This window comes from Janibacter sp. FSL W8-0316, from assembly GCF_038004165.1.
Lineage (GTDB): Bacteria > Actinomycetota > Actinomycetes > Actinomycetales > Dermatophilaceae > Janibacter > Janibacter indicus.
In genome coordinates this window covers 980,947-1,003,704 of the sequence record NZ_JBBOQX010000001.1, presented here as the reverse complement: position 1 = coordinate 1,003,704, position 22,758 = coordinate 980,947, and the positions used below count along the sequence as shown (strand labels likewise).

Genomic DNA, 22,758 nt, shown 5'->3' with positions numbered 1-22,758 from the left:
TTCCGGCCATGACCGAGACCGAGCACGACCAGGCGACGCGACCCCCCTTCGGCCTCGGGTGGACCGTCCACGGAGACGGTCGCGGGGTGCAGCCCGGCGAGGTCGTGCTGCCGGGCGAGCGCCTGTCCTGGCCGCGCACGATCGGCCTCGGCGCACAGCACGTCGTCGCGATGTTCGGGGCGACCTTCCTCGTACCGCTGCTCACCAACCTGCCGCCGACGACGACCCTCTTCTTCTCCGGCATCGGCACGATGCTCTTCCTGCTCGTCACCGCCGGTCGTGTGCCGAGCTATCTGGGCAGCTCCTTCGCCTTCATCGCCCCGCTGACCGCCGCGACGGCCAGTCACGACATGTCGACCGCGCTCGGTGGCGTCGTCATGGCCGGCCTGACCCTCGCCGCCATCGGCGTCGTCGTGCAGGTGGCCGGCGACCGCTGGCTGCGGGTGCTCATGCCGCCGGTCGTCACCGGTGCGATCGTCGCGCTCATCGGGCTCAACCTCGCACCGAGCGCCAAGGCCAACTTCATGAAGTCGCCGGTCACGGCGCTCGTCACGGTTGTCGTCATCCTGCTCGTCACGGTCGCCACCCGGACCCTGCTGTCGCGCATCGCGATCCTCGTCGGCGTGGCCGCCGGCTACGGCACCGCCCTGCTGCGGGGCGAGGTCACCTTCGCCCGGATGCACGACGCCGACTGGTTCGGGGCTCCGGACTTCCACGCGCCCAGCCTCGACCTCGCCGTCGCCGGCCTCTTCATCCCGGTCGTGCTCGTCCTCGTCGCCGAAAACGTGGGCCACATCCGCTCGGTCGCCTCGATGACCGGGGAGGACCTCGACCCGGTGACCGGCCGGGCGCTCATCGCCGACGGGCTGGCGACGACGCTGGCCGGGGCCGGCGGCGGGTCGGGCACGACGACCTACGCCGAGAACATCGGCGTCATGGCCGCCACCCGGGTGTACTCGACGGCCGCCTACTGGGTCGCCGCGGTCGTCGCGCTGCTGCTGTCCTTCTCGCCGAAGTTCGGCGAGGCCATCGCCACCGTGCCCCCGGGCGTCCTCGGCGGTGCCGGAGTGGTCCTCTACGGCATGATCGGCCTGCTCGGGGCCAAGATCTGGGTCGAGTCGCGGGTCGACTTCGGCAACCCGATCAACCTCATGACCGCCGCCGTGGCCCTGATCATCGGCATCGCCGACTTCACCTGGACCATCGGTGACCTGGAGTTCGCCGGCATCGCCCTCGGCACTGCCGCCGCGCTGGGCGGGTTCCACCTCATGCGCGGCATCAACCTCGTAACCCGGGCCGTGCCCGACCCGCTGATGAAGGCTTCTTCATCCGACCCTCATCCGTGACTCATGCCCCCTTCGTAGCCTCGTCGACATGACCCCAGCCCCTCGACGTCGGCTCGGCCGCGACGGCATGCTCCTCGCGGCGATGCTCTGCGTCCCGCTGCTCGTGCTGCTCGGCTTCCGGGTGGCGGCCGCGCCCGCTGACCCGCCGCCGGTGCAGGAGCGCCCCCTGCAGCTGACGACCGACCCGACCTCGTCGCCGACGTCCTCGACGTCCAGCAGCTCGACGTCGAGCAGCAAGCCCTCCAGCAGCACGTCCAAGACCCCGAAGCCCACGAGCACCTCGAAGACCCCGAAGCCCACGAGCACGCCGACCCCGAAGCCGACGAGGACCTCGGCGCCGAGCACGACGCCGCGACCGACCTGGACGCCCACGCCGACATGGACCTCGCAGACCCAGGCGCCGGCGCCGCGGTATGACGATGATGATGACGACGACTGGGACGACGATGACGACGAGTGGGACGACGACGATGACGACTGATGGCCTCTGACCGCCCGCGGCCGAGGCTGGCCCGCGACACGATCGTCGGCTGGATGGTGCTCGTCCTCTTCGTCAGCCTGCTGAGTGTCGTCATCGTCGTGCGCGAGAGCCTGCACCTGTCGGTGACCGAGCGCGCCAATGCTGATGTCGCCCAGGAGATCGACGAGTTCCGGACCTTCACCGAGGACGGGACCGACCCCGAGACCTCGAAGCCCTTCACCACGGCCGACCGGCTGCTCGAGGTCTACCTGTCGCGACAGCGACCGGGCAACGACGAGATCATCGTCGGCTACGTCGGCGACACCGGTCAGGTCCTGCCGGTCCGCGGACCGGGCGCGCCCGAGCCCGAGGAGTACGACCTCACGCGTGACCGCGAGCTGCTCGCCGAGGCCGGCCGGGCGTCGTCGGGGACGCGCGAGACCCCCGCCGGGGAGATGAGGTGGGCCCGCGCCGGGGTCGACGTGCGCGGGGGCCAGGACGCCGTGCTCGTCGTCGCGGTCTTCACCGACCCGGCCCGGGCGGACGCCGACCGGACCGTGCGCACCCTGACCTTCGTCTCCCTGGGAGCCCTCCTCTTCGCCGGTGTCGTCTCCTGGCTCGTCGCCGGCCGCATCCTGCGCCCGGTGCGCCAGGTGCAGGAGGCCGCGGAGGAGATCACCGAGCACGACCTCACTCGCCGCATCGACGTCGGCGACGACGACGTGTCGGGTCTGGCCTCGACCTTCAACCGGATGCTCGACCGCCTCGAGGAGGCCTTCCGCGCGGAGCAGCGCTTCGTCGACGATGCCGGGCACGAGCTGCGCACCCCGATCACGGTGATCCGCGGACACCTCGAGCTCATGGACGACGACCCCGAGTCGCGGCAGGCGACGCTGCGCATCGTCACCACCGAGCTGGACCGCATGGGGCGGATCGTCACCGACCTGCTCGCCCTGGCCAAGGCCGACCGGCCCGACTTCGTGCGGGCGAGCGAGGACGTCGACACCTCGATGCTCACCGTGGCCCTCGAGGCGAAGATCTCGGCCCTGGCCGACCGCCGCTGGCGCGTGGCCCGGATCGCCGAGGGCACCGCCCGGCTCGATGCCCAGCGGATCACCCAGGCGGTGCTCCAGCTCGCGCAGAACGCCGTGCAGCACACCCGCGACGGCGACGCCATCACCCTCGCCTCCGACATCGTCGACGACCCCGAGCTCGGGCGCGCGCTGACGATCAGCGTCGAGGACACCGGGCCGGGCGTCCCGCACGCGGACCGGGAGCACATCTTCGAGCGGTTCAGCCACGGCGAGCCACCGGACGGCCGCCGCCACAGCGGTGCCGGCCTCGGCCTGGCCATCGTGCGCGCCATCGCCGAGGGTCACGACGGCCGCGTCGACGTGGGGGGCGAGCCCGGTCAGGGCGCCGTCTTCACCCTCGTGCTGCCCGTCGACACCCCCCTGCCCGAGCCGACCGACACGGAGGAGCCATGAGCGCCATCCTCATCGCCGAGGACCACGACGAGATCGCCAGCTTCGTCGACAAGGGGCTGCGGGCGAGCGGCTACCGCACGACGATCGTCGGCGACGGCCGGCAGGCCTGGGCCCTCGCCTCGACCGGTGCCTTCGACCTGCTCGTCCTCGACGTCGGACTGCCCGGGCTCGACGGCTTCGAGGTGCTGCGCCGCCTGCGGGGCGACGGTGTCGACGTCCCCGTCATCATCCTCACCGCGCGTGACGGCGTCGACGACACCGTCGCCGGGCTCGAGGGCGGGGCCAACGACTACATGACCAAGCCCTTCCAGTTCGCCGAGCTGCTCGCCCGGGTGCGACTGCGCCTGCGCGAAGGGGGTGCCGCACCTGCCGACGACGGCACCCTGACCGCCGGTGACCTCAGCCTCGACATCCGACGCCGGACCGCCCTCGTGGGCGGGCGCGAGGTCGAGCTGACCGCCCGCGAGTTCTCCCTGCTCGAGGCCTTCGTCGAGCACGCCGAGCAGGTCCTCTCGCGCGAGCAGCTGCTCGGCATGGTCTGGGACATGGACTTCGACCCGGGGTCCAATGTCGTCGACGTCTTCGTCCGCTCCCTGCGGGGCAAGATCGGCGCCGAGCGGATCCTCACCGTGCGGGGCGTGGGCTACCGCCTCAGGGGATGAGGCCGTCCTCGCGGGCTCGCGCCACGGCCGCCGTGCGCGAGTCGACCTCGAGCTTGGTGAAGACGTGCACGAGGTGCGTCTTGACCGTCGCCTCGGAGATGACGAGGGCGCGGGCGATCTCGCGGTTGGACAGGCCACGTGCGACGGCGGCGAGAATCTCGACCTCGCGGGGCGACAGGTCGGCCTGCGGGCGGGAGATGCGCGCGACGACCCGCTGGGCCAGGTCGGGGGAGAGGACCGTCTCACCGGCGGCCGCGCGGATCACAGCGTCGGTGATCCGGGCGGGGTCGGCGTCCTTGAGGAGGTAGCCCGCTGCGCCCGCCTCGACCGCGCGCACGATGTCGCGGTCGGTGTCGTAGGTCGTCAGGACGAGGACCGATGGTGCGGGGCGGGTCCCGCGGACTGCGCTCGTCACGCCCACACCGTCGAGCCCGTCGCCCAGCCGCAGGTCGGTGACGACCACGTCGGGATGCTCGCGCGCGACGACCCCGAGCGCGTCCTCGCCGGCGCCTGCCTCGCCGACGACCTCGATCCGCTCGTCCTGCCCGAGCAGGGCCACGACACCCATCCGGGTCACCGGGTGGTCCTCGACGACGACCACCCGCACCGTGCTCGTCGTGCTCATCGCCCGACCTCCACCCATCCGGAGACGGCCGTGCCCTCACCGGGGGCGGACTCGACGCTGAGGCCGCCACCCAGCTCGCGCAGGCGGGCGCGGGTGGCGCGCAGGCCGTAGCCCCCTTCGCCCGAGGTCGGGGAGGGTCGCTGCCACCAGTCGGTCGGGTCGAAGCCCACCCCGTCGTCGACGACGTCGACACGGACCGTCGTGCCGGCCTCCTCGAGGCTCACCCCGACGGTCTCGGCCCCGGCGTGCGTGCGGACATTGGCCAGCGCGCCCTGGACGAGGCGCAGCAGCGCTACCTCGACCGTCGTCGGGACCGGCGGCAGGTCCGGCGACGCGGTGACCGTCGCCCGCACCCCGCTCTCCGCGGCGAAGCGGTCGGTGACACGGCGGATCGCGGCGGCCAGGCTCCCTTCGTCGAGGTCGGTCGGGACGAGCGCGCCCACGATCCGGCGCGACTCCTCCAGCCCCTGGGCGGCACCGGACTCGATGTGCTCGAGCAGCTGCGCCCGCCGCTGGGGGTCGGACTCGGCACGGGCGGCCCGGGAGAGCAGGAGCAGGGAAGAAAATCCCTGGGCGATGCCGTCGTGGATGTCACGCGAGAGACGGGTCCGCTCGCTCGTCACGCCCTGGGCCCGCTGCACCCGGGCCAGCTCGTCGGTCAGGGCGGCGCTCTCCTCCTGCGCGGCGTAGAGCGAGGCGATGAGGCGCTGGCGCTCGATGCCGTCGCGGACCAGGGCCTGCTGCGCGCGGGCGACCCCGAGCGCGACGACCATGCCGATGCACGGCCCGATGATCGCGGCGTAGGAGACCTCGCCGCTGCGCCGCACCGGCTCGAGCGCGACGACGACGAGGACCGCGAGCGAGGTGAGCACCGCGGGCAGCAGCGGCAGCACGTGCCCGGCGAGGAGCCACAGGGGGAAGGCGAGCCAGACATTTTCGGGGGAGACGAGCACGAGCAGCCCCCACAGGAGCACGAGCCCGACGAACCAGCCGGTGCCGTCGCGGCCGGCGCGCGCGACCCGCGGGCCGAGGGCGTACCAGCCGGCGAAGAGCGCGAGCGCGGCGAGCTCGGCCGCCGGGTGGGTGCCGTCGGCGATCGCCCGCACGGCGCACACGACGGCGAGCACCGCGAGGAGCGCGTGCTGGCCCAGCCGCAGCCAGCGGCTCGTGCCCGTCGGGTCGCTCGTGCTGCTCACGAGCGCGACGCTACCCGGCCCGGCCACCAGAAGCGCTCACCCAGCAGGGCGGTCGCCGCCGGGACGACGAGGGTGCGCACGAGCAGGGTGTCGAGCAGGACCCCGAGGCCGACGACCAGGCCGAGCTGACCGAGGACGACGAGCGGCAGCACGCCGAGCGCGGCGAAGACCGCGGCCAGGACGATCCCCGCACTCGTGATGACGGCCCCGGTGCGCGCGACGGCTCGGGCGACACCCTCGCGGGTGCCGCGGCCGACCGCCTCGTGCCGGGCCCGGTGCATGAGGAAGATCGTGTAGTCGATGCCGAGCGCGACGAGGAAGAGGAAGGCCACGAGCGGGGTCTGCACGTCGAGCGCCGGGTGGCCGAGCAGGTGCTCGTCGAGCCAGGCGCCCAGACCGAGGGCGGCGAGGGCGCTCAGGGCGTTGAGGGCGAGCAGGACGAGCGGCCCGACGAGCGCGCGCAGCAGCACGACGAGCACGGCCAGGCTCACGAGGAGCACGAGCGGCACCACGGTGCGCAGGTCTGCCTCGGCGGCGGCCCGGGCGTCGAGCAGCTCCGCGGACCCACCGCCGACGAGGGCCCGGGCGCCCGGCACCTCGTGGGCTGCAGACCGTAGGTCGGTGGCGAGCTCGAGGCTCGCGGGCGTGCCGGGGGACGGCTCGCCGACGACGGTGAGCCGGGCGCGGCCTGCGCCGTCGGTGCCGGCCGGGGCGACGGTCGTCACGCCCGGCACCGAGCGCAGGGCAGCGGTCGTCGCGGCGGTGGAGTCCTCGTCCGTCGTGACGACGAAGGGGGCGGCGGACCCGGCAGGGAAGTGCTCGCCGACCGTCACGAGACCGTCGGCCGACTCGGAGGCGGTGCGGAAGGAGTCGGTCTGGCTCAGCCCGACGCGGGCGCCGAGCAGCCCCGAGGCGAGAACCGCCAGGACGACGAGGCCGCCGACGAGGAAGGCGGCCGGACGCCGCACGACCACGCGAGCGACCCGGGCCCAGACGCCCTCGTGGGAGATCTCGTCGCCTGGGTGCGGGACGAAGGGCCAGAAGACGCGGCGCCCGACGAGCGCCAGAGCGGCGGGCAGGACGAGGACGACCGCGGCGAGGGCGATGAGCAGGCCGACGGCGGAGGCGAGCCCGAGCCCACGGGTGCCGGGCACGGCCGCGAGGAGCAGGGTGCCCAGGGCGAGGACGACGGTGGCATTGCTCGCGACGATTGCCGGGACCGTGGCCCGCCAGGCAGCACGCAGGGCGATGAGGTGGTCGTCGTGCTCGTGCAGCTCCTCGCGGTAGCGGGAGATGAGCAGCAGCGCGTAGTTGGCCCCCGCGCCGAAGACGAGGACCGAGACGATCCCCGCGTCGAAGGGCAGGCCGCTCGCCTCGCCGACCGCGGCCGTCACGGTGCCGGCGAGCTGGTCGGCGATCCCGACGACGGTGAGCGGCACGAGCCACAGGACGGGGGAGCGGTAGGTGAGCAGGAGCAGCAGCGCGACGACGCCGATGGTCACCGCGAGGAGGGTGAAGTCGACCCCCTCGAAGGATGCGGCGATGTCGGCACCGAAGGCCGGCCCGCCGGTCACCTGCACGTCCAGACCCGCCGGCGCGTGGTCGGCGACCTCGGCGCGCAGATCCTTGATCTTCTGCACCTGCGCGTCGGAGTCCTCGCTGGTCGCGACGGGCACGGTGACCGTCGCGGCCTGCCCGTCGTCGCTGACCTGTGCCTGGGCGCGCTGCGCGCCGAGGTCGGTCGCCAGCCGGGTGAGACCCGTGGTGTCGGCCTCGGAGAGGGGCGCGCCCCCCTTCGTCGCGACGAGGAGGACCGGCGCCTCCTCGCTGCCCGGGAAGCCCTCGAGCTGCTCGGCGACGACTGCCGACTCCGCGGAGGCAGGGAAGGCATCACGCCGCGGCGGCGCCTCCGCCGATCCCAGCAGGGCCGACGCCAGACCCACGACGAGCACGGCGAGGACGAGCACGATCGCCGCCCCCCGCCGACTGACGAGGCGAGCCGCGAAGGTCGGGCGGTGGGTCATGGGTGGGTTCTCCTGGGGTGCGGGGCGCAGGGAGGTCGACATGCCATCCAGTCCACCGGCGCAGGGGGTCCCGCCACATCGCGCACGAGGTTGGTCCTGCGATCAACCTTTCGATGGATGGGCGACGCACCAGCGAGCGGACGACGAAGCAGGTCGGCGCAGGCCAGCGCCTGCCACCACGACCCCTGAATCTGCATTGCCCTACGGCAATGCAGATTGGTTGGGCCTGGAGGCGGCATTGCCGTAGGGCAATGCAGAGATCAGAGGGCCGGCCGCACACGGTGACGGGCGGGGAGGTCGGTGCGGGTCCTCGTCGGGAGCACACGGGCGACGGCGGCCGCGGGTTGTGGAAGGCGCGGCTGAGCTGTCCCCAAGGCGCATAGGGTGGGGCGGTGTCCTCGTCCGTGGAGTCCCTGCTTGCCGCCGCCGTCGGGGGAGTGGGTGGTTCGACCCGGCCCGGGCAGGTCGAGATGGCCCTGGCCGTCGCCCGCGCCATCGACACCGAGGAGCACCTGCTCGTGCAGGCCGGCACCGGCACGGGCAAGTCGCTGGCCTATCTCGTGCCGGCTGTCGAGCACGCCCAGCGGGTGGGCAAGCCCGCGGTGGTCGCGACTGCGACGCTCGCGCTCCAGGGGCAGATCGTCGACCGTGACATGCCTCGCCTGGCTGATGCCCTGACTCCGCACCTGCGGCGCCGCCCGACCTACGCGATCGTCAAGGGCCGCCGCAACTACGTGTGCAAGCACAAGATCGAGGGCGGCTTCCCCGACGACGAGGACGGGCTCTTCGACGTCGGCGAGGCCGATGCGCAGGCCGGCTGGCTGGGCAAGGAGGTCGTGCGGGTCCGCGAGTGGGCCGCCGAGACCGAGTCGGGCGACCGCGATGAGCTCGTCCCCGGCGTCTCCGAAAAGGCGTGGCGCCAGGTCTCCGTGTCCGCCCAGGAATGCCTCGGCTCGAAGTGCCCCATGGTCATCGAGTGCTTCGTCGAGCGCTCGCGCGAGGCGGCCAAGGACGTCGACGTCATCGTCACCAACCACTCCTTCATGGCCATCGACGCCTTCGAGAGCCGGCCGATGCTGCCCGACCACGACGTGCTCGTCATCGACGAGGCGCACGAGCTCGTCGACCGGGTGACCTCGACCGTCACCGACGAGCTCGCCCCCGGAGGAGTGCGGGCAGCGGCCAAGCGGGCCCGCAAGTTTGCCGAGACCTCCGAGGTGCTCGACGACCTCGCGACCGACCTCGAGGCGGTCCTCGAGGAGGCCCCAGAGGGACGGCTGGCCACCGGCATCCCCGACGCGCTCGCCGGGGTGCTCGGCCGCTGCCGCGACGTCGCCCGCTCCCTCCTCACGGAAATGAAGCCGCCCAAGGGCGAGCAGGTCGACGGCACCCGTCAGGTCGCGCTCGTCGCCGTCGAAGAGGTCCACGACACCGCTGCCCGGATGCTCGAGGAGCACGAGCTCGACGTCATCTGGGTCAGCCGCGACCTGCGGCGCGGTCCGCTGCTGCGGGTCGCACCGATGAGCGTGGCCATGCGCATGCGCGAGCGGATCTTCGGCACCGGGGCCAGCGACGACGACGAGTCGGTGCGCGACCGCACCGTCGTGCTCACCTCCGCGACCCTCGAGCTCGGCGGCACCTTCGACGCCGTCGCCGGCACGCTCGGGCTGCGCGGGCCGGGTTCGCCCGAGTGGACCGGGCTCGACGTCGGATCCCCCTTCGACTACGCGCAGCAGGGCATCGCCTACGTCGCCGAGCACCTGCCGGCTCCCGGCCGCGACGGGCTGGCGGCGCAGACGCTCGACGAGATCGAGGCCCTCGTGCGCGCCGCCGGCGGTCGCACGCTCGGCCTCTTCTCCTCGATGCGCGCGGCCAAGGAGGCCACCGAGGCGATGCGTGAGCGGCTGGGCGACGACTTCGCCGTGCTGTGCCAGGGCGAGGAGATGATCGGCACGCTCGTGCGCGAGTTCGCCCGCGAGCCGCGCACCATCCTCTTCGGCACGCTCACCCTGTGGCAGGGCGTCGACGTGCCTGGCAGCAGCTGCCAGCTCGTGCTCATCGACCGCATCCCCTTCCCCCGTCCCGACGACCCGCTCTCCTCGGCGCGCACCCAGGAGATCGCCCGGCGCGGGGGCAACGGCTTCATGGCCGTCTCGGCGACGCACGCGGCGCTGCGCCTGGCCCAGGGGGCCGGCCGGCTGATCCGCCGCGGCGACGACCGCGGGGTCGTCGCCTTCCTCGACCACCGGATGATCAAAGCGCGCTACGCGGGCTTCCTCCAGCGCTCGCTGCCGCCCTTCTGGCCGACGACCGACCGCGACCTCGTGCTCGGGGCACTGCGCCGGCTCGACCAGGTCGCGCCCCCTCCGCAGCCGGTCGCCGAGCCGGCCCGGCGCGGCATGACCGGCCGGGCGGGCGCGTCGGTCGCCGATCCCGGTCCGGCCGACGGAGCTCGCACGGCCGTCGTCCGTGGCGAGGGCTGGTCCGCCCAGGACGACGACGAGCTGCGCGACGGGGTCGACCTCGGGCTGCCGCTCACGGAGCTCGCCGAGTCCCTCGACCGCGACGAGGGCGCCGTCGCGGCCCGGGCCGCGACGCTCGGCCTGGTTGTCCCACCCCGCGGTTAGCCTGTCCTCCATGGAACTTCGTCGACTTGGTCACTCAGGGCTCACCGTCTCCGTCGTCGGGCTGGGGTGCAACAACCTCGGCCGCAAGGGCACCGCCAGCCGAACCCAGGAGGGCGCCGACGCCGTCGTCCACGCCGCGCTCGACGCGGGCGTCACCCTCTTCGACGTCGCCGACGCCTACGGCGCAGAGCCGGGGCTCTCCGAGACGGTGCTCGGTCGGGCCCTGGGCAGCCGCCGCGACGAGGTCGTCGTCGCGACGAAGTTCGGCATGGACGTGCGCGGGGCCAACGGCCCCGACTTCGGTGCCCGCGGGTCGCGGCGCTACATCACGACCGCCGTCGAGGCCTCCCTTCGTCGGCTCGGCACGGACCGCATCGACCTCTACCAGTTGCACACGCCCGACCCGCTGACGCCCGTCGAGGAGACGCTCGACGCGCTCGACGACCTCGTGCGCGCGGGCAAGGTGCGCTACATCGGCCACTCCAACCTCGCCGGCTGGCAGATCGCCGACGCCGAGCACACCGCGCGCGCCCGCCGGGGAGCGCGCTTCATCTCGAGCCAGAGCCACTACAACCTCCTCGACCGCCGGGCCGAGCTCGAGGTGACCCCGGCGGCCGAGCACTTCGGGCTCGGTGTGCTGCCCTACTTCCCCCTCGCCAGCGGGCTGCTCACCGGCAAGTACTCGTCGGGCTCCGCGCCCGAGGGCAGCCGGCTGACCCACTCGCGCCAGTTCCTGCTCGAGGAGGCCGACCTCGACCAACTGCGCGCCTTCGGCGACTACGCCCGGGCCCGGGACCTCACCGAGCTCGAGGTGGCCTTCTCGTGGCTCGCCTCGCGCCCGGCCGTCACGAGCGTCATCGCCGGCGCGACCCGTCCCGAGCAGATCGCGGCCAACGCCGCGGCCGTCTCGTGGGTGCCGACCCCCGACGACGAGGCCGAGCTCGACGAGATCTTCCCGACGGTGCCGCGAGTGGCCCTGTTTTGAGCACACCCCCCTTCGTCCTCGTCCAGGGACCCGAGGCCGTCCTGGCAGACCGCGCCGTCGAGCAGGTCATCGCCGACGTGCGGGTGACCTCGCCCGAGCTCGAGGTCGTCACCCTGCGGGCCGAGGGTTACGAGGAGGGCGCGCTCACCGTTCAGGCCAGCCCGTCGCTCTTCGGCGAGGACAAGCTCATCGTCGTGCGCGACCTGCACCAGGCGCCCGACGCGCTGCAGGTCGACCTGCTCGCCTACCTCGCCGACCCCGAGGAGTCGGTGACCCTCGTCGTCACCCACGCCTCGGGCAACAGGGGCAAAAAGGTCCTCGACACACTCAAGAAGGCCAAGGCGCTCGTGCTCGAGGCCCCGGCGATCAAGAGCGACCGCGACAAGGCCGACTTCGTGACCAACGAGTTCCGCCGCAGCCGTCGCAAGGCGACGAGCGAGGCCGTCCAGGCCCTCGTCGAGGCGGTCGGCAGGGACGTGCGCGAGCTCGCCTCAGCCTGCCAGCAGCTCGTCGACGACACGACCGGCACGATCGACGCCGACGTCGTCGAGCGCTACCACGGGGGTCGGGTCGAGGCGACCGGGTTCAAGGTCGCCGACGCCGCGGTCGCCGGGCAGACCGGCGAGGCGCTGCGGCTGCTGCGCCACGCGGTCAACGTCGGTGTCGATCCGGTGCCGATCGTCGCCGTCCTGGCCCAGCAGCTGCGCCAGCTGGCCAAGGTCGGGGGAGCGGGCCGCGGCCGCAGCGCCGACCTCGCCCGTGACCTCGGCATGGCGCCCTGGCAGGTCGACAAGGCGCGCCGCGCGCTGCAGGGGTGGACCGGGCCAGGACTCGGCCGCAGCATCCAGGCCGTCGCGGCCGCCGACTTCGAGGTCAAGGGCGGTGGTCGCGACCCCGTCTACGCCGTCGAGAAGGCGATCCTGTCGATCACCAGCGAGTTTGGCCGCGACCAGCGCCGCTGATAGATTTGTCGCTTGCGTGCGCGCATGGTCGTGCGCGCACCGCAGCAGTACCCAGGGCGTCTCTCCCACGGTGTCCCCACGCCGGTCCCGAGACGTCTTGCCGCCCTCTAACGGCAATCTTCGACCAAGCAGAAAGAAACCTCGTGGCAAACATCAAGTCCCAGATCAAGCGCGTCAAGACGAACGCCGCCCGGACCGAGCGCAACCGCGCCTACAAGTCCGAGCTGCGCACGTGGATCCGCAAGGTCCGCACGGCCGCCGACGCCGGCGACGCCGAGGCTGCCCAGGCCGCTCTCGTCACCGCCAGCAAGAAGCTCGACAAGGCCGTGAGCAAGGGTGTCATCCACGCCAACCAGGCCGCCAACAAGAAGTCGGCCCTGGCCAAGCGCGTCAACTCGCTCTGAGCTGACAACCTGACGAAGGGGGCCGGTCACCGCGAGGTGACCGGCCCCCTTCGTCGTGCGCACGACCTCCGGGCCAGGCGCTAGACCGGGTCGTCGTCGTAGTCTCGGCCGGCGGCCACGGCACGGACGGCGTCGGTCACCGCCGCGAAGACCTGCTCGTCGAGGACGGCTCCGTCGCGTCGGACCGAGCCGGGGTCGATCCGCAGCACCCGGTTGACCCGGGCCTCGCTGCGGCGACCGCCGCGGTCCCAGGCGCCGGCACCGATGTCGATCCAGCGTCGACCGGCGGCCGCCTCCTGCTCGGCGTCGAGGTCGTGGTCCTGACTGGTCAGCTGCAGACCGAGGAGCCAGCCGCCGTCGCGGCCGACGAGGAGCACCGGGCGGTCCTTGCCCTGGGCGTGGTCCTCCTCGTAGGGCACCCACGCCCACACGACCTCGCCGGGGGAGGGCGTCGGGTCGTCGGGGGTCGGGGCCCAGTGCATCGTCGGCGTGCCGGTGAAGTCGCCGGGGTAGTCGCTCATGGCAGCCCACGCTAGTGCCGGCGCCCGTGAGCATCCTCACGAACTGTCCGCCGGGAAAGTTACCCGCGAGGTAACCGGCCGTCCACCTCCGCCCGCAAGCCTTGCCGCCATGCCCTCGGACGCCACACCCCAGTCACCCCTGCCCGGACCCGCCCGACGCGATGTCGTGCGCGGGGCCGCCGCCGGGGTCGTCGTCACCACGGCGACGCTCGCCCCCTTCGCCACGTCGCCGGCGCACGCCGCACCGACCACCGGCTTCCTCCACGGAGTCGCCTCCGGCGACCCCCTGCCCACGTCCGTCGTCCTGTGGACGCGCGTGACCCCGACCGCCGACGCAACGCCCGGATCGGGCCGCGGGAGCCGCGTGTCCGTCGCCTGGGAGGTCGCGACGGACGCGAGCTTCGCCAAGGTGGTGCGGCGCGGCTCGATGGCGACCGGCACCGAGCGCGACCACACGGTCAAGGTCGACGCGACCGGACTGAAGCCCGGGACGCGCTACGCCTACCGCTTCCGCAGCCGCGGTCACGTCTCGCCGGTGGGCTGGACCCGGACCGCCCCGGCGGCCTCGGCGACGCCCTCCCGGCTGCGCCTCGGCGTCGTGTCCTGCTCCAACTGGGAGGCGGGCTACTTCGCCGCCTACCGGCACCTGGCCGACCGCGGCGACCTCGACGTCGTGCTGCACCTGGGGGACTACCTCTACGAGTACCCCACCGGCGAGTACGGCGCGACGAAGGGAGCGGTGCGCGCCAGCGAGCCGGCCCACGAGATCGTCACCCTCGCCGACTACCGGGTGAGGCACGGTCACTACAAGACCGACCCCGACCTGCAACGGCTGCACGCCGCCGCGCCCTGGGTGACCACGTGGGACGACCACGAGAGCGCCAACGACGCGTGGATCGACGGGGCCGAGAACCACCAGCCGGAGAGCGAGGGGTCCTGGGCCGACCGCGCGGCTGCCGCCCGCCGGGCCTACGACGAGTGGATGCCGATCCGCCTGTCGGGGACCTCCGCCCTGGGCGACGGGAGCCAGGTCTACCGGCAGCTCTCCTTCGGCACCCTGGCCGACCTGCGGATGCTCGACCTGCGCTCCTACCGCAGCGAGCAGGCGTCGCCCGCCGCGCTCGGTGCGGTTGGCGACGCCGACCGCACGATCCTCGGAGACGGGCAGATGGCCTGGCTCAAGCAGTCGCTGAGCGACTCGTCGGCCACGTGGAAGCTCGTCGGCAACCCCGCGATGATCTCGCCGGTGACCTTCGGCGCCGTGGACGTCGAGGTCGGGCAGGCGCTGCACGACATGGGCGGGATCCTCCCGCCCGAGGGGATCCCCTACAACGTCGACCAGTGGGACGGCTACACCGCCGACCGGCGCGAGCTCATCGACCACCTCGCCGACCACGCGATCACCAACACGGTCTTCCTCACGGGCGACATCCACTCCGCGTGGGCGTGCGACCTGCCGAAGAACGTCGGCACCTACCCCTTCAGCAAGAGCGTCGCCGTGGAGTGGGTCGGCACGTCGGTGACGTCCAACAACCTCGACGACATCCTCAAGGTCGCGCCGCGCACGGTGTCGCTGAGCGTCGAGGGCGCGATCCGCACGGCCAACCCGCACGTGCGCTACCTCGACTTCGACCGGCACGGCTACAGCGTGCTCACCCTCACCCCGGCGCGGGCGCAGATGGACTGGTACGTCCTGGCCGACCGCACCGACCCGGACTCCGCCGCTCGGTGGAGCGCGGGCTTCGAGACCCTGCCCGGCACGCAGCGCACCCGCCGCGTCTGGTACCCCGCCAGCTGACACCCCCGGAGAGACGATGACCGACCAGACCCAGCCCTCCCGCCGGACCCTGCTGCGCTTCGCCGCGGCCGGCGGCACGAGCGTGGCGATCTCGGGGGTGCTCGGTGCCCCCTGGGCGTCCGCGGCGCCCCGCAAGAGCTCGCGCCGCGTCTACGTGCTCGTCACCGACGGCCTGCGCCCCGACGAGATCACCGCCGACTGCACCCCCCACCTCCACGCCCTGCGCAGCGGTGGCACCTGGTACCCCAATGCCCGGTCGCTGCCGATCATGGAGACCATCCCCAACCACGTGATGATGATGACCGGCGTGCGGCCCGACCGTAGCGGCGTGCCGGCCAACAAGATCTACGACCGTGGCCTCGGCGAGGTCCGCGACATGGACCAACCGAGCGACATCAAGGTGCCGACGGTCATCGAGCGCCTCAACGCGCGGGGCCTCACGACCGGCACCGTGCTGTCGAAGGACTACCTCTACGGGATCTTCGGCGACCGGGCCACCTACCGGTGGGAGCCCAAGCCGCTCATGCCGATCACCGACCACGCGCCCGACGGCTACACCTACGACGCCCTGGTCAAGATGGTCGACGAGGCCGACCCGCACCTGGTCTTCGCCAACTTCGGCGACATAGACCGCGTCGGTCACGCCGACCTCGGCGGCACCATCAACCTGCCGGCGATGCGGTACGCCGCGCTGGCCAACACCGACCGCCTCGTCGGCAACTTCGTCGAGCACCTCAAGGCGAAGGGGGTGTGGGAGCAGTCGGTCGTCATCGTCCTCGCCGACCACTCGATGGACTGGTCGATGACCCACCGGGTCATCTCCATGGGCGCACCGATCTGGTTCGACACCACCCTGCGGGACAAGGTCGAGATCGCGCAGAACGGGGGCGCCGACAGCTTCTACTGGACCGGCCCGGCGGGGGAGAAGGCCGCCGGCATCGCCCGGCTGCGCGAGGTCGTGCTGCGCCAGCCGGGGGTGCTGTCGGTCCACGCGCCGGCCCAGCTGCGGCTGAGCCCGGTGGCCGGTGACCTCATCGCCTACTGCAAGCAGGGCTGGCGCTTCTCCGACCCGACGATCTTCGACAACCCGATCCCGGGCAACCACGGCCACCCGGTCACGGCGCCCATCCCCTTCGTCGTCGCAGGAGGCTCCTCGCTCGTGCGGCCCGGCACCCGGACCGCGACCGCGCACACCGTCGACGTGGCGGCGACCGTCGGTGCGGTCTTCGGCCTGCCGTCCCTGCCCGGCGGCTACGACGGGGTCTCCCGTCTCTGACCCGCGCCGTGTGCCGGCCCGGCCCCTCGTCCGTGGGAGGATGGGGGGCCGAGCCCTGTCCCGTCGATCCCGAGGTCCGTCACCCGTGTCACCCCAGGCCAGTCAGGCCCTCCCGCCGAACGCGACGCCGCCCGCGCAGATCCGCAACTTCTGCATCATCGCCCACATCGACCACGGCAAGTCGACCCTGGCCGACCGGATGCTGCAGATCACCGGTGTCGTCGAGGCTCGCCAGATGCGCGCGCAGTACCTCGACCGGATGGACATCGAGCGCGAGCGCGGCATCACCATCAAGTCGCAGGCCGTGCGCATGCCGTGGGCGCAGCAGGGCGAGGTCTTCTGTCTCAACATGATCGACACCCCGGGCCACGTCGACTTCACCTACGAGGTCTCCCGCTCGCTCGCCGCGTGCGAGGGCGCGATCCTGCTCGTCGACGCCGCGCAGGGCATCGAGGCCCAGACCCTCGCCAACCTCTACCTGGCGATGGAAAACGACCTGACGATCATCCCGGTGCTCAACAAGATCGACCTGCCGGCGGCCCAGCCGGAGAAGTACGCGGAGGAGATCGCCGGCCTCATCGGGTGCGAGCCCGAGGAGGTGCTCAAGGTGAGCGGCAAGACGGGCGAAGGGGTCGAGGAGCTGCTCGACGAGATCGTCGCCAAGCTGCCCCCGCCGGAGGGCGACGCGGACGCGCCCGCCCGGGCGATGATCTTCGACTCCGTCTACGACAACTACCGGGGTGTCGTCACCTACGTCCGCGTCGTCGACGGTGCCCTCCACCCGCGCGAGAAGATCGCGATGATGTCGACCAAGGCGACCCACGAGCTGCTCGAGATCGGGGTGATCTCCCCGGAGATGCTGCCGAGCAAGGGCCTCGGCGTCGGTGAGGTCGGCTACCTCATCACCGGCGTCAAGGACGTGCGCCAGTCCAAGGTGGGTGACACGGTGACCAATGCGGGGGCGCCGGCCACGGAGGCGATCGGGGGCTACAAGGACCCCAACCCGATGGTCTTCTCCGGGCTCTACCCGATCGACGGCAGTGACTACCCGACGCTGCGCGATGCGCTCGACAAGCTCAAGCTCAACGACGCTGCGCTCGTCTACGAGCCCGAGACCTCGGCGGCCCTGGGCTTCGGCTTCCGCTGCGGCTTCCTCGGACTGCTCCACCTCGAGATCGTGCGCGAGCGCCTCGAGCGCGAGTTCGACCTCGACCTCATCTCGACCCAGCCCAATGTCGTCTACGAGGTGACGATGGACGACGGGTCGCTCATCACGGTGACCAACCCGAGCGAGTTTCCCTACGGCAAGGTGGCCGAGGTCCGCGAGCCGGTCGTCAACGCGACGATCCTCGCACCGAGCGAGTTCATCGGCGCGATCATGGAGCTGTGCCAGTCCAAGCGCGGCCAGCTCGGCGGCATGGACTACCTCTCCGAGGACCGCGTCGAGATGCGCTACACGCTGCCGCTCGCCGAGATCGTCTTCGACTTCTTCGACCAGCTGAAGTCCAAGACCCGCGGCTACGCCTCGCTCGACTACCAGGAGGCCGGCGACCAGGCGGCCGACCTCGTCAAGGTCGACATCCTCCTGCAGGGCGAGACCGTCGATGCCTTCAGCGCCGTGGTCCACAAGGACAAGGCCTATGCCTACGGCACGATGATGGCCGGCAAGCTCAAGGAGCTCATCCCGCGGCAGCAGTTCGAGGTGCCGATCCAGGCCGCCATCGGCGCCCGGATCATCGCCCGCGAAAACATCCGTGCCATCCGCAAGGACGTGCTCGCCAAGTGCTACGGCGGAGACATCTCCCGCAAGCGCAAGCTGCTCGAGAAGCAGAAGGAGGGCAAGAAGCGGATGAAGAACATCGGCACCGTCGAGGTGCCGCAGGAGGCCTTCATCGCCGCGCTCTCCTCCGACGACTCCGCGGTGGACAAGGCCAAGAAGTAGCCCATCCCACTAGCGTGGGTGGATGACCGACGCCGTCACGGCCGCGCTGCCCCGGCACCTCACCCCCTTCGTCGAGGCGATGGTCGGCTATCGCATCACCGGCGCGTCCCCGGGGACGCACGTCGGGATGCCGTCCGGGACGGTCACGCTCGTCCTCTCCCTCGACGCCCCGCTCGACCTGGTCGGGCCGGACGGCCGGGAGGGTCGCTTCGACGCGGTCGTCGCCGGGCTGCACGACCGCCCCGCCCTCATCCGGCATGACGGCAGCCAGCACGGTGTCCAGCTCGACCTGACCCCGGCCGGTGCGTCGCTGCTGCGCGGCGGTCCGGCCGCGGAGCTCGCGGGGACGGCCGTCGACCTCGCCGCGCTCGTCGGCCCGGATGCCGCGCGGCTGCACGAGCGCCTGTCGGAGACCGACGGCTGGGAGGGCCGCTTCGCGCTGGTGACCGACGCCCTCTTCGCCCGGCGCGAGCCGCGCCGACGGCCGCAGCCCGAGGTCGAGCACGCCTGGCGACTCCTGCAGCGCACCGCCGGGCGGGCCCCGGTCCACGAGGTGGCCCGCGAGGTGGGCTGGTCCACGCGACACCTGGCCGCACGCTTCCGGGCCGAGTACGGCCACGCGCCCAAGACGACCGCGCGGGTCCTGCGATTCCAGCGCAGCCACCGCCTCGTCGGGGCGGGGAGGCCGCTCGCGGACGTCGCGGCCGTCTGCGGCTACTCGGACCAGTCGCACCTGACCCGCGACTGGGTCGCCCTCGCGGGTGCCTCCCCGACCCGCTGGCTGCGCGAGGACGAGATCGCATTCGTCCAAGACGCCGGCGGCCCCCACGCCCGAGACTGAGGGCATGGACACGACCACCGACCACAGCATCTGGCCCGGCCTGACCGCCCGCGACCCGCACGCCCTGCGCGCCTGGCTCGTCACGCTCGGCTTCACCGAGGGCGTCCTCGTCGAGGAGGGGGACCTCGTGCGGCACAGCGAGATGCTCTGGCCCGAGGGCGGCCGGGTGATGATCGCGAGCGCCCGGTCGGACGACCCGCACTTCACGACGCCGGCCGGCAGCGCGAACCTCTACGTCGTCACCGACGACCCCGACGCGGTGCACGCGCACGCCGAGGCGCTGGGGGCGAGCTTCACCCGGCCGATGAAGGAGGAGGACTACGGCTCGCGCGGGTTCAGCATCCTCGATCCCGAGGGCAACTCCTGGAGCTTCGGCACCTACGCCGGATGACGTGACGCAGCCGACGCGGCCACCGCTTCCCGGGGACTAAGCGCTGGCTTAGTGTGTCGGGCATGGCCCAGCAGACCTTCGACCTGTACCAGCGCATCACGAGTCTCCCGGCGGGTAAGCGGATCTTCTCCCTGCTCTACGCCGTCAAGGCGCCCTACTTCGCGACGGTGCGCCCCCAGGTGCGCGAGGTCCGCGCCAACCACGCCGAGCTGTCGATCCGCAACCGCAAGCGGGTGCACAACCACATCGGCACCCTCCACGCGATCGCCGTGTGCAACGGCCTCGAAGCCGCCATGGGCCTGCTCGCCGAGGCGACCTGCCCGGGCGACCAGCGCTGGCTGCCGCGCGGCCTGCAGGTGAGTTACCTGGCCAAGTCGACGACCGATCTGCTGTGCGTCGCCGAGACCGATCCCGAGCAGTGGACGGGCGAGGCTCCCTACGACGTCGACATCCGGGTCAAGGCGGTGCGCACCGACGGCGTCGTCGTCGTCGAGGGCGTCATCCCCGTCTACGTCACCGCCAAGCCGAAGAAGGCCTGAGCCTCACCCCACGAGCCGGTCGCGCAGCCGCGTGACCTCCTCCTGGGTCCACCCGGCGGCCTCGAGCCAGCCGACTGTCCCGCCGTGCTCCGCGTCGAGGTGCGAGAGCACCGCGGCCATCGACTCCGCGCGGGGTAGCTGCTCCTCGAGCGTGTGGGTCGGCAGCGACCTGCGGTAGGGCTCCACCTCGATCAGGCGCCCGATGATCCGCTCGAGTCGCTCGGCGGTCAGGACGTAGTCGGCGATGATCTCCTCCTCGGGCACCCCGGCGACGGCCAGGGCCATGCCGACGACCGTGCCCGTGCGGTCCTTGCCCGCGGCGCAGTGGACGACGGTGCCCCCGGCGCTGTCCCGGACCGCGGCGAGCGCGGCGGCCACGGAGTCGGGACGCCTCGTGAGGTAGCCCGTGTAGTGACGCGCCCAGAAGGTCCCGTCCCGCGGGGCGGGGTCCTCCCGACCCCACCGCACCGCGAGCGCCTCCGCGACCGTCTCGCCGGCATCGAGGTCCTCGCGCAGCAGGCTGTGGTGGTGGTGGGTGAGCGGCGTGGACCGCAGCGGCCCGGCGCCGGTGACCTCGTGCTCCACGTGGCTGCGCAGGTCGACGACGTCGGTCACCCCGAGCTCCTCGACGAGGTGACGGACGTCCCCTTCGCTCAGGGCCTGGAGGTTGTCGCTGCGGATCAACCGACCCTCGCGGGTGGTGCGGCCGTCGCGGGTGGGGAGCCCGCCGAGGTCCCGCATGTTGACGACGCCGTCGAGCTCGATCCACCGGGTCATGGCGACCACGCTATCGGTGGGAGGATGGGCCGGTGCGTCCCCCCTTCGGCATCTACCTGCACGTGCCCTTCTGCACGGTCCGCTGCGGGTACTGCGACTTCAACACCTACACGGCCACCGAGCTGGGTCCCGCCGGCGGGGCGAAGGGGGCGAGCGTCGCCACCTTCGTCGACGCAGCGATCAGCGAGCTCGACCTGGCGCTGCGGTCCGTGGGCACCGATCGCCCGGTCTCGACGGTCTTCGTCGGCGGCGGCACGCCGACCCTGCTGCCGCCGCAGGACCTCGTGCGCTTCCTCGACGCGGTGCGCGAGCGGTGGGGGCTGGCCGACGACGTCGAGGTGACCACCGAGGCCAACCCGGACAGCGTCACCGAGGAGTCGCTGCGCATGCTCGCCGACGGTGGGTTCACCCGGGTGAGCATCGGCATGCAGTCGGCCGTGCCGCAAGTCCTCGCGACGCTCGACCGCACCCATGACCCGGCCAATGTCGCCCGTGCCCTGGCCGCCGCCCGTGCCGCGGGTCTCGCGGTGAGCCTGGACCTCATCTACGGCACGCCGGGGGAGTCCCTGGAGCAGTGGCGCACCTCGCTCGAGACCGCGCTCGCCCTCGAGCCCGACCACCTGTCCGCCTATGCCCTGACCGTCGAGGACGGGACCAAGATGGCCGCCCGGGTGCGCCGCGGCGAGCTGCCGATGCCGACCGGCGACGACGAGGCCGACAAGTACGAGCTCGCCGACGAGCTGCTCGCCGCCGCCGGCTACGACTGGTACGAGATCAGCAACTGGGCCCGCACCGCCGCCGACCGCTGCCGGCACAACGAGGCCTACTGGCGCAGCCACGACTGGTGGGGCGTCGGGCCGGGCGCCCACAGCCACGTCGACGGTGTGCGCTGGTGGAACCTCAAGCACCCAGCGACCTGGGCCAAGGCGCTGGCCGAGGGCGACCCGGCCGCCGAGCGCGAGGCCCTGACGGCCGAGCAGCGCGCCGACGAAGAGGTCCTCCTCGGCGTGCGGCTGCGCGAGGGGCTGCCGACCGATCGCCTTGAGCCGCAGGGCCGCCGGGCGGTCGCCGGCCTCGTCGCCGACGGTCTCGTCGACGGCCGCGAGGCAGTGCGCGGTCGGGTCGTCCTCACCCGCCGGGGTCGGCTGCTCGCGGACACCGTCGTCCACCACCTCGTGGGGAGCGCCGGTGCCTGACGTCCCGCAGATCCCTGACCTCATCGCGGCCGTCGACCTGCTCGGCGTCTTCGCCAACGGTCTGCTGGGTGGGGCCGTCGCCCGCCGCCACCAGCTCGACCCGGTCGGATTCTCGGTGCTGGCGATCATCTCCGCCCTCGGGGGCGGCGCGATCCGTGACGTGCTCCTCGACGTCCAGCCCGTCGCGCTGACCGACCTGCGCTACCTCACCGTGGCCCTCGTCGCGGCGGGCATCGCCTTCTTCGTCCCGCTCGAAGGGCGCCGCTGGCGGCAGGTCTTCCCGTGGGTGGACGCCGTGGCGCTCGGCACCTGGGCCGTCGTCGGCACCCAGAAGGCGCTGCTGCTCGACATCCACTGGCTCCCGGCGATCCTGCTCGGCGTGCTCACCGCGTGCGGGGGAGGAGTCCTGCGCGACGTCATGCTCGGCAGCGTGCCCGCGATCCTGCAGCGCTCCGAGCTCTACGCGACCGCGGCCTTCGCCGGCGGCGCCTCCTTCGTCCTGCTCCAGCTGGTGACCACTGATCCGCTCGCCTCGTTGGGCGCACTGCTCATCGGCGGCGGCGTGTGCGACCTCGCTCGACGGCGTGGGTGGATGCTGCCGACCGAGCCGAAGTGGCGCCCGAGCAGGGTGCACCGCCGCTGACCCGGCCTCGATGACCGCTCCGCGGACTCAGGTGTGCGAGCGCTTACCCGATGGCG

The 22,758-nt window shown here is 72.5% G+C and carries 21 protein-coding genes; 16 read left to right on the top strand and 5 right to left on the bottom strand.

Annotated features, from left to right (window positions below; all coding sequences use genetic code 11):
* Nucleotides 1–8: 8 nt before the first annotated feature.
* From NYE39_RS04890 to NYE39_RS04875, 4 genes are read left to right on the top strand one after another with little or no spacing between them, the layout of a single operon-like run.
* Nucleotides 9–1,346 carry a uracil-xanthine permease family protein gene (locus NYE39_RS04890; RefSeq protein ID WP_341011984.1) on the top strand — a complete coding sequence of 446 codons (1,338 nt, stop codon included), beginning with the start codon at nucleotides 9–11 and terminating at the stop codon, nucleotides 1,344–1,346.
* Nucleotides 1,347–1,374: 28 nt separating this feature from the next.
* Nucleotides 1,375–1,827 carry a hypothetical protein gene (locus tag NYE39_RS04885; protein WP_341011983.1) on the top strand — a complete coding sequence of 151 codons (453 nt, stop codon included), beginning with the start codon at nucleotides 1,375–1,377 and terminating at the stop codon, nucleotides 1,825–1,827.
* Nucleotides 1,827–3,293, top strand: coding sequence for a sensor histidine kinase (locus NYE39_RS04880; RefSeq protein WP_341011982.1), 1,467 nt, complete (start codon nucleotides 1,827–1,829; stop codon nucleotides 3,291–3,293). Before NYE39_RS04885 ends, NYE39_RS04880 begins: the two co-directional genes overlap by 1 nt.
* Entirely contained in the window at nucleotides 3,290–3,955 is a 666-nt protein-coding gene (locus tag NYE39_RS04875; protein WP_072624940.1) for a response regulator transcription factor, read from the top strand. The genes NYE39_RS04880 and NYE39_RS04875 overlap by 4 nt, the downstream gene beginning before the upstream one ends.
* Here NYE39_RS04875 and NYE39_RS04870 read toward each other — a convergent pair.
* Genes NYE39_RS04870 through NYE39_RS04860 form a run of 3 tightly spaced genes read right to left on the bottom strand, consistent with a single transcriptional unit; the run spans nucleotide 3,945 to nucleotide 7,842 of the window.
* Nucleotides 3,945–4,580 carry a response regulator transcription factor gene (locus tag NYE39_RS04870; protein WP_341011981.1) on the bottom strand — a complete coding sequence of 212 codons (636 nt, stop codon included), beginning with the start codon at nucleotides 4,578–4,580 and terminating at the stop codon, nucleotides 3,945–3,947. The genes NYE39_RS04875 and NYE39_RS04870 overlap by 11 nt on opposite strands.
* Nucleotides 4,577–5,776 carry a sensor histidine kinase gene (locus NYE39_RS04865; protein ID WP_341011980.1) on the bottom strand — a complete coding sequence of 400 codons (1,200 nt, stop codon included), beginning with the start codon at nucleotides 5,774–5,776 and terminating at the stop codon, nucleotides 4,577–4,579. Before NYE39_RS04865 ends, NYE39_RS04870 begins: the two co-directional genes overlap by 4 nt.
* Nucleotides 5,773–7,842 carry an MMPL family transporter gene (locus NYE39_RS04860; protein WP_341011979.1) on the bottom strand — a complete coding sequence of 690 codons (2,070 nt, stop codon included), beginning with the start codon at nucleotides 7,840–7,842 and terminating at the stop codon, nucleotides 5,773–5,775. Before NYE39_RS04860 ends, NYE39_RS04865 begins: the two co-directional genes overlap by 4 nt.
* Before the next feature lie 350 nt (nucleotides 7,843–8,192).
* Here NYE39_RS04860 and NYE39_RS04855 point away from each other — a divergent pair, with 350 nt between their 5' ends.
* The 4 genes from NYE39_RS04855 (at nucleotide 8,193) to rpsT (ending at nucleotide 12,778) form a co-directional block, all read left to right on the top strand.
* Nucleotides 8,193–10,427, top strand: coding sequence for an ATP-dependent DNA helicase (locus NYE39_RS04855; RefSeq protein ID WP_341011978.1), 2,235 nt, complete (start codon nucleotides 8,193–8,195; stop codon nucleotides 10,425–10,427).
* Between the two features lie 10 nt (nucleotides 10,428–10,437).
* Complete coding sequence (locus NYE39_RS04850; protein ID WP_341011977.1) at nucleotides 10,438–11,412, top strand: aldo/keto reductase; 975 nt, start codon at nucleotides 10,438–10,440, stop codon at nucleotides 11,410–11,412.
* Nucleotides 11,409–12,374 (top strand): DNA polymerase III subunit delta, encoded by a 966-nt coding sequence (gene holA / locus NYE39_RS04845; protein WP_341011976.1) that lies wholly within the window; start codon nucleotides 11,409–11,411, stop codon nucleotides 12,372–12,374. Before NYE39_RS04850 ends, holA begins: the two co-directional genes overlap by 4 nt.
* 143 nt (nucleotides 12,375–12,517) lie before the next feature.
* On the top strand, nucleotides 12,518–12,778 hold the full coding sequence (gene rpsT, locus NYE39_RS04840) for a 30S ribosomal protein S20 (protein WP_072624931.1): 261 nt from the start codon (nucleotides 12,518–12,520) through the stop codon (nucleotides 12,776–12,778).
* Between the two features lie 80 nt (nucleotides 12,779–12,858).
* On the opposite strand, the gene NYE39_RS04835 is transcribed toward rpsT, so the two are convergent.
* Nucleotides 12,859–13,299, bottom strand: a complete 441-nt coding sequence (locus tag NYE39_RS04835) for a type II toxin-antitoxin system PemK/MazF family toxin (RefSeq protein WP_341011975.1) — start codon at nucleotides 13,297–13,299, stop codon at nucleotides 12,859–12,861.
* A 109-nt stretch (nucleotides 13,300–13,408) separates the two neighbouring features.
* Between NYE39_RS04835 and NYE39_RS04830 the strand changes: the two genes are divergently transcribed.
* From NYE39_RS04830 to NYE39_RS04805, 6 genes are all read left to right on the top strand, one after another.
* A complete protein-coding gene (locus tag NYE39_RS04830; RefSeq protein ID WP_341011974.1) occupies nucleotides 13,409–15,097 on the top strand; it encodes an alkaline phosphatase D family protein in 1,689 nt (562 codons plus the stop codon).
* 16 nt (nucleotides 15,098–15,113) lie between these two features.
* The gene (locus NYE39_RS04825) at nucleotides 15,114–16,373 is read left to right on the top strand and encodes an alkaline phosphatase family protein (protein WP_341011973.1); all 1,260 of its coding nucleotides are present in this window, start codon (nucleotides 15,114–15,116) and stop codon (nucleotides 16,371–16,373) included.
* An 85-nt stretch (nucleotides 16,374–16,458) separates the two neighbouring features.
* Complete coding sequence (gene lepA / locus NYE39_RS04820) at nucleotides 16,459–18,315, top strand: translation elongation factor 4 (RefSeq protein WP_341011972.1); 1,857 nt, start codon at nucleotides 16,459–16,461, stop codon at nucleotides 18,313–18,315.
* Nucleotides 18,316–18,337: 22 nt separating this feature from the next.
* Entirely contained in the window at nucleotides 18,338–19,156 is an 819-nt protein-coding gene (locus NYE39_RS04815) for an AraC family transcriptional regulator (protein WP_341011971.1), read from the top strand.
* 4 nt (nucleotides 19,157–19,160) lie between these two features.
* The gene (locus NYE39_RS04810) at nucleotides 19,161–19,547 is read left to right on the top strand and encodes a VOC family protein (RefSeq protein ID WP_341011970.1); all 387 of its coding nucleotides are present in this window, start codon (nucleotides 19,161–19,163) and stop codon (nucleotides 19,545–19,547) included.
* Between the two features lie 62 nt (nucleotides 19,548–19,609).
* The gene (locus NYE39_RS04805; RefSeq protein WP_341011969.1) at nucleotides 19,610–20,086 is read left to right on the top strand and encodes a hotdog fold domain-containing protein; all 477 of its coding nucleotides are present in this window, start codon (nucleotides 19,610–19,612) and stop codon (nucleotides 20,084–20,086) included.
* A 3-nt stretch (nucleotides 20,087–20,089) separates the two neighbouring features.
* Here the strand turns inward: NYE39_RS04805 and NYE39_RS04800 are convergent, their stop codons facing one another.
* The gene (locus tag NYE39_RS04800) at nucleotides 20,090–20,863 is read right to left on the bottom strand and encodes a tyrosine-protein phosphatase (RefSeq protein ID WP_341011968.1); all 774 of its coding nucleotides are present in this window, start codon (nucleotides 20,861–20,863) and stop codon (nucleotides 20,090–20,092) included.
* A gap of 32 nt (nucleotides 20,864–20,895) precedes the next feature.
* Between NYE39_RS04800 and hemW the strand changes: the two genes are divergently transcribed.
* Both hemW and NYE39_RS04790 read left to right on the top strand, forming a co-directional pair.
* Nucleotides 20,896–22,059, top strand: a complete 1,164-nt coding sequence (gene hemW / locus NYE39_RS04795) for a radical SAM family heme chaperone HemW (RefSeq protein WP_341011967.1) — start codon at nucleotides 20,896–20,898, stop codon at nucleotides 22,057–22,059.
* Nucleotides 22,052–22,702: a trimeric intracellular cation channel family protein gene (locus NYE39_RS04790; protein ID WP_341011966.1), complete on the top strand. Its 651-nt coding sequence runs from the start codon at nucleotides 22,052–22,054 to the stop codon at nucleotides 22,700–22,702. Before hemW ends, NYE39_RS04790 begins: the two co-directional genes overlap by 8 nt.
* Nucleotides 22,703–22,758 lie beyond the last annotated feature (56 nt).